The 13,179-nt window shown below is 37.8% G+C and carries 10 protein-coding genes and 1 tRNA gene; 3 read left to right on the top strand and 8 right to left on the bottom strand.

Features of this window, described 5'->3' with window-relative positions; genetic code table 11:
* Positions 1-762: 762 nt before the first annotated feature.
* The 3 genes from NITER_RS05925 to pyrF all read right to left on the bottom strand — a co-directional run bounded on the left by NITER_RS05925 (position 763) and on the right by pyrF (position 3,375).
* Positions 763-2,103: a PQQ-binding-like beta-propeller repeat protein gene (locus NITER_RS05925; RefSeq protein WP_084275413.1), complete on the bottom strand. Its 1,341-nt coding sequence runs from the start codon at positions 2,101-2,103 to the stop codon at positions 763-765.
* A 469-nt stretch (positions 2,104-2,572) separates the two neighbouring features.
* A tRNA-Ser gene (locus NITER_RS05920) sits at positions 2,573-2,664 on the bottom strand.
* Positions 2,665-2,691: 27 nt separating this feature from the next.
* Positions 2,692-3,375, bottom strand: coding sequence for an orotidine-5'-phosphate decarboxylase (gene pyrF / locus NITER_RS05915; RefSeq protein WP_084275414.1), 684 nt, complete (start codon positions 3,373-3,375; stop codon positions 2,692-2,694).
* 42 nt (positions 3,376-3,417) lie between these two features.
* Here pyrF and NITER_RS05910 point away from each other — a divergent pair, with 42 nt between their 5' ends.
* The 3 genes from NITER_RS05910 to NITER_RS05900 are packed head-to-tail and all read left to right on the top strand — an operon-like array spanning position 3,418 to position 6,866.
* Positions 3,418-6,339 carry a MutS-related protein gene (locus NITER_RS05910; protein ID WP_084275415.1) on the top strand — a complete coding sequence of 974 codons (2,922 nt, stop codon included), beginning with the start codon at positions 3,418-3,420 and terminating at the stop codon, positions 6,337-6,339.
* Positions 6,340-6,597, top strand: a complete 258-nt coding sequence (locus tag NITER_RS05905; RefSeq protein ID WP_084275416.1) for a tetratricopeptide repeat protein — start codon at positions 6,340-6,342, stop codon at positions 6,595-6,597.
* A gap of 2 nt (positions 6,598-6,599) precedes the next feature.
* Positions 6,600-6,866, top strand: coding sequence for a hypothetical protein (locus NITER_RS05900; protein WP_084275417.1), 267 nt, complete (start codon positions 6,600-6,602; stop codon positions 6,864-6,866).
* Positions 6,867-6,884: 18 nt separating this feature from the next.
* On the opposite strand, the gene acs is transcribed toward NITER_RS05900, so the two are convergent.
* Genes acs through NITER_RS05875 form a run of 5 tightly spaced genes read right to left on the bottom strand, consistent with a single transcriptional unit; the run spans position 6,885 to position 13,177 of the window.
* Positions 6,885-8,837 carry an acetate--CoA ligase gene (gene acs / locus NITER_RS05895; protein ID WP_084275418.1) on the bottom strand — a complete coding sequence of 651 codons (1,953 nt, stop codon included), beginning with the start codon at positions 8,835-8,837 and terminating at the stop codon, positions 6,885-6,887.
* A 1-nt stretch (position 8,838) separates the two neighbouring features.
* Positions 8,839-9,423, bottom strand: a complete 585-nt coding sequence (locus NITER_RS05890; RefSeq protein WP_084275419.1) for a 3'-5' exonuclease — start codon at positions 9,421-9,423, stop codon at positions 8,839-8,841.
* The gene (locus tag NITER_RS05885) at positions 9,423-11,183 is read right to left on the bottom strand and encodes a putative nucleotidyltransferase substrate binding domain-containing protein (RefSeq protein ID WP_084275420.1); all 1,761 of its coding nucleotides are present in this window, start codon (positions 11,181-11,183) and stop codon (positions 9,423-9,425) included. The genes NITER_RS05890 and NITER_RS05885 overlap by 1 nt, the downstream gene beginning before the upstream one ends.
* A 36-nt stretch (positions 11,184-11,219) precedes the next feature.
* The gene (locus NITER_RS05880) at positions 11,220-12,863 is read right to left on the bottom strand and encodes a cation acetate symporter (RefSeq protein WP_084275421.1); all 1,644 of its coding nucleotides are present in this window, start codon (positions 12,861-12,863) and stop codon (positions 11,220-11,222) included.
* Positions 12,860-13,177: a DUF485 domain-containing protein gene (locus tag NITER_RS05875; protein ID WP_012081902.1), complete on the bottom strand. Its 318-nt coding sequence runs from the start codon at positions 13,175-13,177 to the stop codon at positions 12,860-12,862. The genes NITER_RS05880 and NITER_RS05875 overlap by 4 nt, the downstream gene beginning before the upstream one ends.
* Positions 13,178-13,179 lie beyond the last annotated feature (2 nt).

Genomic DNA, 13,179 nt, shown 5'->3' with positions numbered 1-13,179 from the left:
ATGGAATTGATCTCATCATTTTGATCCCCACCATAAGCTTTTATCCAATGATCCGCTTTTGCTGGATTTGCTATAAAAAAACTGATACCACTAAACCAAAAAAGATCGTTTTCAAAAGATCTCTTTTCATTTCCTCTCCTTTTTCATTCATTTTCTATAAATATTATCAAATAACGACTTGATTAAATATTAATCAAGTTTTATTAGAAATGTATCTATGTCAATTAATTCTGTGTGATATTTTCGATACCTAACTAAGTTATCTAAAAAGAGTAGTAGAGAACTCTTTTTCTGCATATTTAAGGTACTAAGAAACATTTCAAGTTATATTTCATAGCAAGGTAACCAAAGTACTTGGTGTTACATCTTCTTTTTGTCTTTTCTGACGTAACGACTATTATTTTTTCTCTTTATAAGGATATATTATTTTAAATTTTCCTGTTTTTTTATCAAGTGGAATATCTTCTACTTTTTGTGCTGTAACTTTAACAATATTTTCCAATGATAAAAATTTAAGAATATTTTTTAATTCTTTGATAACATGCTCTTTTACTCTATTTTCATTAGACCCTTTTTCAACAGTAAAAAGCATATGTAAATGAAAAGGTTTAATTTGATGAAGTTGTATCTTTTCTATTCTTGGAACAAAAAACTCTTCTATTTCTACACCATGGAGCTTTTAGATTGTGTATTTTTAGCAAATATAGGGAATACTAAAAATTTGAATTCCACCTTTTAAAAAGCGGGAAAACCCCCCCACTTTTATCTTGATTTTCTATATCCAAAGAAACCTAGTAGAGTTATTAAGACAAGATAACCAAAAGGTCCAAAAAGAGGTACAGCTACAGTGGCAACAGATTTGCATATTGTATATATACTTATATTAGTTTCATGAAGTGTTACAAGTGTATCAACTGGATTTGCATCTGTATCAACTGGAACAATTGCTGTATCTACAGGTTGTACAGTTGTGTCTTCTATCTCTGCATAAGAAGTTTTTATGATTTCACAATTATTTACATTTCCATCTTGATCAAGATTAAGAACAAATCCATCACCATTTCCTGCTCCCAAAGATGTTCTTCCAGCAGTGATATATCCATTATCTGTTTTTATGATAGAATTGATCCAATCAGAACCATCCTCACCATACCTTTTTTGCCAAATTATATTTCCATTGTCATCCAATTTCATTATCCATGCATCTCCATTTCCTGTTCCAAAAGAATATGTACTTCCAGCAGCGATATATCCATTATCTATTTTTACGATAGAATTGATCCAATAACCATTACTTCCACCATAACTTTTTTGCCAGGCAATAGTTCCATCTTCATTTATTTTCATTATCCATCCATCACCACTACTATCTCCAGCAGCAATATATCCATCATCTATTTTTACGATGGAATTGATCCTATCATTATTACTTCCACCATAACTTTTTTGCCAGGCAATAGTTCCATCTTCATTTATTTTCATTATCCATCCATCACCACTACTATCTCCAGCAGCAATATATCCATCATCTATTTTTACGATGGAATTGATCCTATCATCATTACTTCCACCATACCTTTTTTGCCAAGCAATAGTTCCATCTTCATTTATCTTCATTATCCATGCATCAGCATATCCTACCTCAATAGAAAAAGAATATGTATATCCAGCAGCAATATATCCGTTATCTGCTTTTATGATAGAGTTGAACTCATCAGAACTATCCCCACCATAACTTTTTTGCCAAGTTATATTTCCATTTTCATCAAATTTCACTATCCATGCATTACCTCTTTTTCTTCCAGCAGCGATATATCCATTATCTGTTTTTATGATAGAATTTAACCAATCAGAATCATCCTCACCATAACTTTTTTGCCAAGTTATATTTCCATTGTCATCCAATTTCATTATCCATGCATTACCTCCTACCCTTCCAGCAGCAATATATCCGTTATCTGTTTTTATGATAGAATTGAACTCATCAAAACTATCCAGACCATATGCTTTTATCCAATGATCTGCTTTTGCTGGATTTGCTATACCAAAAAATAGTGATATCACTAAACCAAAAAAGATCATTTTTAAAAGATCTCTTTTCATGATATTTTCCTTTATTATTACTATAAATTTCAAAAAGTATATTTAAATAATATTGAATAAAAACTTAATAACAATTTAACTTATTTGAAGATAAGAAATCATTGCTGAAAAACATAGAATATATTTTTATTCTGGTTTCATTATTGAATTTATTCAAATTTTTGCTACTTTTGCATTGAGAAGTATAAAGATTCTCTAAGTTGATTATCCAAGATGCTATAGTTTAAAAAGAGGATTATCTAAAAAGAATCATTGAGAATGGTTTAATTCTAATATTTGCTCATTTTTGAAATATTTAGCTGGTTAAGCAAAGTGATAGGATAGATAAATATGAGGGAATAGCGAAGAGTATATAAAATTTATCCTCATATTAAAGTTTAGCAGAATTACAACAATAGCTTTGCAAAAGTAATTGACACTTTTTAATTTGAACCGTTAAAAAGCCAGTTTTACGGGATTTTTGAAGTCGTGGCGGACAGGGAGGGATTCGAACCCTCGGTACCCGCAATGGGTACGCCTCCTTAGCAGGGAGGTGGTTTCAGCCAGCTCACCCACCTGTCCTTGTGGAGTTGGCATTATAGAAAAAATTCACAATTTTGTCAATATTTTTTGGACAACCTCTTTTGGATTTTTAGCTTTATAGATAGGACGACCAACTACAATGATGTCACTACGGTTCTCTTTTGCTATAGGTATATCTGCAACTCGCTTTTGATCTCCTGCATCTTCGCCAAAAGGGCGAATGCCAGGAGTGAGAGTAATAAAATTATGAGCAGTAATCTGCTTTATTTTTTTGCTCTCATATACACTGCAAACTACTCCATCTAAGCCTGCATCAAAGGCATCTTTTGCAAATTGCGTTGCCTTTTCATCGATAGAAGCGTTGTAGATAGTGCGAAACTGCTCTTCATTAAAAGATGTAAGCACTGTGACTGCAAGTACAAGAGGCCTCTTTGAAAACTGCTCCAATCGTTGCATAACTGTTTGCATAGCTTCTTTGCCAGCACTTGCATGAATATTAAACATCTCAACGCCAATTTTTGCAAGCTCTTCGGCTGCATCTGCCATCGTATTGGGAATATCGTAGAGTTTGAGATCTGCAAAGATTTTAAACTCAGGATTAATTGCTTTGAGATCTTGTATAAACTCTTTGCCATCGCGTATATAACTGCGCAGTCCAACTTTAAGCCAGACAGGGAACTCTTTGATTTCTTTGGCAAGAGTGAGATTTTGTTCACGCAAGGGGAGATCGAGTGCTACACAAAGCTCCATTATGTGCCTTTTTTGCTAAAATTATACAAAAAAAGGGTATAGTTGGAAAAAGACCTCGCAAGACTCCATGAGATCCTAAACGACAAAAAGCGTCTTTTAACTGAAATATATTTTGAGCTGCAGCGCTTTTTTGAGCAAAAGTATGGAAGCAATACCGTTGTGTTGATGGAGATAGGATCTTTTTTTGAAGTGTATGAGGTCAACAATGATGAGATAAAAATAGGAAAAGCTAAAGAGATAGCAGAGTTTCTCAATATCCAACTTACTCGCAAAAATAAATCAATCATAGAAAACTCTATAGCCAACCCTTTGATGGCGGGAGTGCCAAATTTTGCGCTTGATCGCTATCTTAGTCGCCTCGTGCAGAGCAAAAAATATACAATCGTCCTTATACGCCAAAAGGGAGCGCCTCCAAATGTCAAGCGCTATATTGCCAATATTATCTCTCCCGGTACCAATTTTGACTATCAGGCTGAGCCAAATGAGAACTTCATTGTCTCACTCATTATTGGTCAAAATAGAGGAAGTTACTATGCTGGCTATGCAGCTGTAGATGTAACTATTGGCAAATGCTATGTCAACCAACTCTACTCCACAAAAGATGACAAAACTTTTGCACTTGATGAGATTTTTACACTTTTGCAAACCTATCAAACAAATGAAATTGTTATTACTTATGATGGGAATGTAGATCAAGAATTTGTGCAAAACTATCTTGAACTTGAGCACTATACCTGCAATATCAATCGCTCACGACTCAAAATAGATTATCAAAACTCTCTCTTTGCTTCGATTTTTTCCATTAACTCCATTCTCTCACCTATAGAGTATCTCGATCTTGAGCGCTATCCCTATAGCAGTGAAGCGCTGGCGATTTTAATCGATTTTATTATCGAGCATGATCCTGCTTTAGTACAAAAGCTTATGCGTCCAATATTTTTGGGCAATAAACACTATGTTTACCTTGGTAACAACGCTTTAGAGCAGCTCAATATCATCTCACGCGATCCTGAAGAGATGACGCTGCTCAAACTCATTGATCACACCTCTACACCGATTGGAAAGAGGCTTCTTAAAGAGCGTCTGCTCAATCCTATTCAAGATGCAAATGAGCTGCAAAGACGCTACGATCTTATAGAGACATTTTTGGAGCGGTACGAAAAATTTGAAAAGCTTCTCAAACAAGTCTATGATATAGAGCGCATCTTGCGCCGTATAAAGCTAAAAAAGCTCCATCCTTTTGAGATAAACTACCTGCATGCTTCGCTCTATGCGATAGAGAAAATTTATAGAGATCTTGAAGAGAGCCTCCAAGATCTTGCCCAGTTTGATTTTGCAGAACTCCATAGTTTTCGCACAGAGTTAGAGCATATTTTCAATCTTGAAGAGACTGCAAAATTTCGCCGCGACCAAATTGAAGCAAATATTTTCAATGAAGGTGTTAATATCTTTATCGATCGCATTGAAGAGCAGATTGCGCATATTTTTACAAAATTAGAGCACTTCACGCAGCATGTAAAAAGTTTTTTTGATAAAGATGAATCTTTTGTAACCTTAGGTTGGTTAGAGAGTGAAGGTTTTTTTATAAACCTTACTAAAAATCGCTATAAGCTTATTGAAGAAAAACTCCTTAATAGTTTTGTCACAATAGATGGGAAGCACTACTTTTTTAAAGATTTTCACATTAAGCGATTGAAAAATAGCGTTAAACTTACAAATAGCTATATTGATAACCTCTCGCAAGAGTATATCGCACTGCAAGCAAAACTCATTGCTCTAGTGAAGAAGAGTTATGAAGAGGCTCTTGAAGAGATTGAGCTACGCTACAGTGCGCTGCTTGAGCGCCTCATTAGCTATATAGGTGAGCTTGACTTTGCAATTAGTGGGGCAAAGGTTGCCAAACTCTACAACTATGCAAGACCAACGATTACGAAAGAGCAAAAGCTCGAATTCATCGCCTTGCGCCATCCAATCATAGAGTCACGGGAAGAAAATGGTATCTATGTTCCAAACGATCTTTTGCTAGGTGAGCCTTCAAGTGAGCATGAGCATATTACTACCTTGGCAAGTAGTGGCAAAGAGGTAAGGGGAGTGCTCCTTTATGGAATAAACTCAAGTGGCAAGAGCTCGCTCATGAAGAGTGTTGGGATTGCAGTAGTGATGGCGCAAGCTGGCTTTTTTGTACCAGCTGCTGCTATGCGCTTTGGTTTGGTAGATAAGATTTTTACAAGAATAGTCTCAAAAGATAATCTCTACAAAGGGCTTTCTACTTTTGCTATAGAGATGTTGGAGCTCAAAAATATCTTTAACCGTGCTACAGCAAATTCCCTAGTACTCGGAGATGAGATAAGCCATGGGACAGAGACTTACTCAGCACTCTCCATAGTGAGTGCAGCGATTAAGCGGCTTAGTGAAATTGGAAGCTACTTTATCTTTGCTACACATCTGCACCAACTCACTTCCATTAAAGCTATTGCAGAGCTTTCAAATATTGTCTTTTTGCACCTTGGTGTGTACTATGATGAGGAGAAAGATAGGCTTGTGTATGATAGGAAGCTACAAATTGGAAGTGGAAGCACTATGTATGGGCTAGAGTTTGCAAAAGCGCTTCATATGGATAGGAAATTTTTAGAGTATGCATATAGTATTCGCAAAAATCTCACAGGTGAAAAAAGTGAAGCGGAGCTTTTGAAGCAAAAAAGAAAGAGCCGCTATAATAAGAAGGTATACTTAACAAAGTGTGCTATTTGCAATGCACCGGTAGAGGAAGTACACCACATTGCCCCAAAGGCAAAAGCAAAAGCTGGTTTTATCGATCATTTCAAAGCAAATCACAAATATAATCTTATCCCCCTTTGTGCAAAACACCATAAAATGGTGCATGAGGGCAAAATAATCATTAGTGGATTTGTGATGATGCAAGAGGGGTTGAAACTCCATTTTCATGAGATAGAAGGAGGGTAGATGTTACAAAAAGCAGTAGCACTTTTTGAAGCTGATAAATTTGATGAAGCGTTGCCACTTTTTAAAGAGTTGGCTAAAAATGGTGATGGTGAAGCGATGTACTATCTTGGGATGATGTACTATGAAGGGTGGGGAGTAGAAAAAGATCAAAACAAGGCGGTTGAGTGGTGGAAAAAAGCAAATCGTAGAGGAAATCTTGATGCAAAATATATGCTCCAAACTATCTGCTCTACTTCTAGTGTCTTTGCAAGAGAGTAGTTATGTATATGTTTATTGTGGTGACAATCTTAATAGCATTAAGTGCGTTAGCCTATTACCTTTATATCAAACATAAAGGGGAACATCTCTCAAAACTGCAGCAAGGCATCTGTCCAGAGTGTGAAGAGCCTGCAATCTATGTAAAAAACTCCAAAAAGGGAGGGTGCAGCGGCACATCCAATGTAGTGTATAAATGTAGTGCCTGTGGCTATGAAGAGGATTTTAATCTAGGTGGTGGGAGTTGCAGTAATGGGAGTTGTGGATTGTAAGGATAAGAGAAAACTCTCTTATCCTTGAACAATTTGAATAATCTTTTCTACTACGCTAGGATCTTCAAGAGTTGAGGTATCTTGTTTGATCTCTTCGCCTTTGGCAATGCTTCTGAGGATTCTTCGCATGATCTTACCGCTTCTTGTTTTTGGAAGTCCTGGAACAAATGCTATCTCATCACATTTTGCAAGTGGTCCGATATCTTTAGTGATTACTTCATTGATCTCTTTAATGAGCTCCATCTCATCAGCTACGCCTTCATCATCTTTGAGTACCACAAATGCAAAAACACTTTCGCCTTTTACCTCATGCGGCTTTCCAACTACTGCACACTCAGCAACCCTTGGATGGTGACCGATAGCCGCTTCAATCTCAGCAGTTCCTAAGCGGTGACCACTTACATTAATTACATCATCCATACGTCCGGTGATCCAGATATACCCTTCTTCATCATATATTGCGCCATCACCACTAAAATAGACTGGCTTTCCATCTTTTTTACATGTGCCAAAGTAGCTTTTGACAAATCTATCTGGATCTCCCCAGATGGTTCGAATCATACTAGGCCAAGGTTTTGTGATACAAAGATACCCTTTTTCGTTTGGCTCTTTTTTGTTGCCATCAGTATCAATAATTTCAGCAAAGATTCCTGGAAGAGGGAATGTTGCAGATCCCGGTTTAATTGGAGTTGCACCTGGGAGTGGACTAATCATGTGACCTCCTGTTTCAGTCTGCCACCATGTATCAACGATTGGGCACTGCCCTCGTCCCACTTTTTCAAAATACCACATCCAAGCATCTGGGTTGATAGGCTCTCCAACGGTTCCAAGGATATAGAGGCTGCTTAAATCATACTTATCCGGCTCATCCGCTCCAAGTTTATGAAGGAGTCTGATGGCAGTAGGAGCAGTGTAGAACTGATTGACTCTATACTCTTCAATCATTCTCCACCATCTCCCAGCATCTGGATAGACTGGAACTCCTTCATACATCATGGTTGTTGCTCCCGCTGCAAGCGGTCCATAGACAATGTAGGTGTGACCTGTAATCCAGCCAACATCTGCTGTACACCAGTAGGTGTCGGTATCTTTGATATCAAATACCCACTCCATCGTAAGTTGCGCCCAGAGGATATATCCAGCTTGTGAGTGCTGCACCCCTTTTGGTTTACCTGTAGAGCCAGAAGTATAGAGCAAAAAGAGTGGATCTTCGCTATCCATGATTTCTGGTTCGCAGCGTGCTGGCATATCTTTAATAAGCTCATTATAGTCATAGTCTCTATGGTCATGCCATTTGATCTCTTCGTTGTTTCTTCTAACAACCAAAACTGCTTCTACGCTTTCGCAATCCTTTGCCAGCGCTACATCCACAACGGGTTTGAGCATATATGGCTTACCTCGTCTATAAGCACCATCAGCAGTGATGACAAGTTTTGCCTGAGCATCTTGGATTCTATCTCTCAATGCCTCAGCACTAAATCCACCAAAAACCACTGAATGAATTGCACCAATACGTGCACATGCAAGCATTGCAAAAGCGGCTTCAGGGATCATTGGCATATAGATAACGACTCTATCACCTTTTTTAATCCCAAATTTGCTTTTCAGTAAGTTTGCAAAGCGGTTCACTTCATAGTAGAGCTCTAAGTAAGTGATAACTCTTTTGTCTCCCGGCTCGCCTTCCCAGATGATTGCAGCTTTATTCTTTTTCGTTTCTAAGTGTCTATCGATACACTGTTCAGTGACGTTGAGCTTTCCACCTACAAACCATTTGTAAAATGGTGCTTCACTTTCATCAAGCACTTTTGTATAAGGCTCACGCCAGTTGATTTTTTCTTTTGCGAGTTTATCCCAAAATCCCTCATAATCACTCTCAGCCTCTTTTACCATTTGCCAATATTGATCCATAGAATTAATGCGAGCTCGCTCCTTAATCCTTGGTGTGGGGTCAAAAACAGGTACTTTTTCCATGCTATCTCCTTTTTGTAAGTTTAAGATAAATCATTGCACCCATTATAGTGTCATTGAGGGCGTTGTGTGCTTTGAATTTTGGTAAATTCAAACTTTTAAGTATTGTATCAAACTTCAAATCAATAAACCCTTGCGGTATCGCTTTTTGTTTATAGTCGTAGTAGAGTCCCGAAACCTCTATCTGTTTATTGGGAAGAGTGAATCCAAAAAACTTTTTGGTATATTTACTTATCATCTTCACATCAAACTCCACATAATACCCCGCTACTGGGCGATTTTTGATGAAGTATAAAACTCTCTCAATTGCCTCTTTTGGAACCATCGCACCTTGCAGATCGCAAGCTCTTAAGTGATGGATCTTGATACTTTGGGCGCTGATATCATGCTGTGGTTTGACTTCAAGGTAGAGTGCTTTCGAGAGAAGTATCTTATCTTTTTTGACAGGCAAACATGCAATAGAAACAATCTCATCTTTTTTGGGATCGAGTCCAGTTGTTTCACAATCGATAAAAATCACTTCATCACCACTGTATGGTTCAAAAAGAAACCTAAAATCACCTCTATATAGCCACTTTTGCCAAAACATCAGCTCACCATCGATAGTTTATAGTGGTATGATAAAAACTCTTTGAATTTTTCGATTGTCTTAAAGCTCTCTTTCAATATATCTCGCTCTAGTTTATTGAGTGTTGTAACATCGATGCTATTGGTAGCATCTAATCCTTTTTGTATATTGTGCAGTGAAGCTCTGAGTCTAAAGGAGTTGAGTGTCTCATAGCTTTCAATGAGATCGGTAACAAAGCTCTTTTCCAAAATGCCAAGATTGCTGATCTCTTTAAGTCGCTCAACTGTATTTGTATTGTGGATATGGTATTGCAATGCTAAGATTCTAGCTCCATGAACAACTGCAAAAACCCCACCTTTTTTAAGATCGATATGTTGCGTTTTGCGAAAAAAACCAAACATATTGAGTGGATTTTCAAACTGCATAACAGGTCGCGCCATTTGCGCTAGAAATGCTAAATTATCGCTTACATGATCAAAAATTATCTTTTTGAGATTTTCAAGTTGCTTATGATTTCCATAGACTGCTTTGGCATCGAGAAAAATGCTCATATACATCAAATGGGTCTCATTTGGATCTTCGATCCAGCTAAGTATAGTCTCTTCCCACTCTTTGGAAGTTTTATTCCATAGCGGAGTATTGAGCATAATATTGCCTTTGCAGCGTGGATAGCCAAGAAGCTTCAGAGCAGCTATAAACTCTTCGGCTTTTTTGAGTGCAATTTGTTTGTCTGCCAGATTTTTTACTATAAAGGCGTTGTCTTGGTCAGTTCTAAGAAGCTGTTCACCTCTTCCTTGGCTGCCAAGGAGCAAAAATGTACCATCTATACAAAATGTCAGATCATAGACCTTTTTATACACTTTTTCATTAAGCTCGCTTACAAGTTTTGCTAAATAGCGTGTTTTAATGCCTTTATGGTACAAGATCTCTACCATTTGGATAAACTTATCTGTAACATTTTTGAGATCTTCTATGGAGTCTGCCTGCTCGATTTTACGTGCCAAAAGATAGGATTGGTTGGAAAAGAAGCTTAAAAGATCTCCAATTTCAATACTTCCTATTGTAATATTCTCTTTTTTAACGATGAGGTGTTTGATATTTTTACTCGTCATGAGCAAAAGGGCATTGAATAAAAAGTCATCATATTGAATAGTTATGGCAGGAAACGTTGCAATTGACTCTATTGGTGAGGAAAAATCGATTGCATGAAGAATAACTTTTTTAAGATCGCTAGACGTTACCACTCCTTCGAGATTTCCTTTTTGTACAAGCAGAAGGTGTTGCATATTTTTCACTGCATCTTTGATGGGAGTGGAAGCGTCCACTTTGCAAAGAGGTGTAAGAGGAATATCTTCTAGCTTGGCTGAGAGCAGTTCACCTACTTGTGAAAGAGTTCTTTGCTCTTTGAGTTTATCAATTTTTTGAGAAATTGTTTGAAAAAAATATTGTTTGAATGTACTGTTTTTGTGAAAAACGTCTAAAAAGGTCTCTTTATCTATCTCATATAAAAGTGTCTCTTCCACTGCCACAAAGCGTGCATCTTTCTTTCCAAGCAGTGCTTGAATATCGAAAAAATCTTTTTCATGATAGATTTCAACTACATCATCTTCTTGTATCTCTTGGACGCTTCCTTTGAAAATAATAAAAAATCTATTGAGTACAATCTCCTCACCCTCTTGATAATAACCTATATCGGTATGAGAAACGAGCAAATTGAGCTGTTGTGGAGTAAGAGTATCAAAAGGGTGGATTGTACTCAAAAAATTTTTTACTTCTTCCATTACTATCCTTTTTGCAGCCGCAAAAAGCGGCTGGACTTAATGAGCTGATGCACCTTCGGCACCGATACCAGTTTGTGCTCTGATAAATTGCGCTTCAAATTTTTCTCTCTCTTCCTGCGCTTCTGGGGAGTTGTCGATTTTGCTGAAAAACCAGATACCAATAAACGCTACTGTCACACTAAAAAGTGCCGGGTATTTATATGGGAAGATTGGCTCAGGATTGCCAAGAACACTTACCCACACAGTAGGTCCCAAAATCACCAATACGATTGCAGTAACGAGTCCAAGAAGACCTCCTCGAAATGCTCCTTTTGTTGTGAGACCTTTCCAGTACATTGACAAAAAAAGTACCGGAAAGTTGGCACTTGCTGCAATTGCAAATGCAAGACCCACCATGAAAGCGATGTTTTGTTTTTCAAATGCAATTCCTAGCAAAATTGCCAAAATGCCGATTGCAAGTGTGGCAATTTTAGAGACTTTCATCTCTGTAATCTCATCTACTTGTCCTCTTTTAAAAACACTTGCATAAAGGTCGTGACTGATGGCTGAAGCTCCTGCAAGTGTCAGACCTGATACAACTGCCAAAATCGTTGCAAATGCCACCGCAGAGATAAATCCTAAGAAGAAGTTGCCGCCAACTGCATGCGCTAAGTGGATAGCAGCCATGTTGTTTCCACCAAAGATTTTCCCATCAGGACCAAGATACTCTGGATTTGTCATGACAAACACAATTGCACCAAAACCGATGATGAATGTAAGCATATAAAAATACCCGATAAATCCTGTTGCATAGAAGACCGATTTGCGTGCCTCTTTTGCATCGGCAACAGTGAAGAATCGCATTAAGATGTGTGGAAGACCAGCAAGCCCAAACATCAAAGCCATACCAAGGGAGATTGCAGATATTGGATCTTTGACCAATCCTCCTGGAGACATGATTTTTAAGCCATCAGGGTGTGTTGCAACTGCTTTTTTGAAAAGATCTTCAAGGCTAAATCCAAAATGTGCCATAACTGCCAAAGCCATAAAGGTAGCACCAGCTAAAAGAAGCACTGCTTTGATAATCTGCACCCATGTAGTAGCAAGCATTCCTCCGAATGTAACGTATAAAATCATCAAGACCCCAACAATGATGACTGCAAAGGCATAGTCAAGTCCAAAAAGTACTTGAATCAGTTTTCCTGAACCAACCATCTGTGCGATGAGGTATAAAAGCACTGTTGCAATAGATCCAAAAGCTGCCAATGTTCTTGTGGGTCCCGGTTTTAGGCGAAAAGAGACGACATCGGCAAATGTGTATTTACCAAGGTTTCTGAGCTTCTCAGCTATCAAGAAAAGCACAATAGGCCAGCCAACCAAAAATCCGATGGAGTAGATAAGCCCATCATATCCTTTGAGATACACAAGCCCCGAAATCCCCAAAAAAGAGGCAGCACTCATGTAGTCCCCTGCCATCGCAAGACCGTTTTGAAATCCGGTAATTCCTCCACCTGCAGTATAGAAATCTTTTGCTGTGCGTGTTCTCTTAGCTGCCCAGTATGTGATGAAAAGTGTCAATGCAACAAAGAGCAAAAACATTACCACAGCAGAGACATTGAGATCTCTTTTACCGCTTACCTCTGCTGCACCTGCTGCATATGCCGAGAGAGAAAAGATAAATGGAAGTAGCCACTTTTTCATAACAGCTCCTTAATCGACTCTTTGAGTTCTTTTGTGATAGTGTCAAACTCTTTGTTTGCTTTGTTGACGTAAATTCCTGTTAAGATAAACGCAAAAACAATAATTCCTATACCGATAGGAATACCGATTGTAGTGATGCTTCCTTCACTGAGAGGTTTTCCCAACAATGAAGGATCAAAAGCGATGGTGAGAATAAATGCGTAGTAGACTATGAGCATGATAATTGCCATAGTCCAGGAAAACTTCTCACGTTTTTCTACAAGCTCCCAAAGTCTTGGATTGGATTTGAGTTTTTCTAAAACTTCTGTTTTCATGT

It is taken from the genome of Nitratiruptor tergarcus DSM 16512 (assembly GCF_027946175.1).
In the GTDB taxonomy this organism is placed as follows: domain Bacteria; phylum Campylobacterota; class Campylobacteria; order Campylobacterales; family Nitratiruptoraceae; genus Nitratiruptor; species Nitratiruptor tergarcus.
The sequence above is the reverse complement of the archived record's forward strand: the minus strand, read 5'-3'. Positions and strand labels throughout refer to the sequence as shown.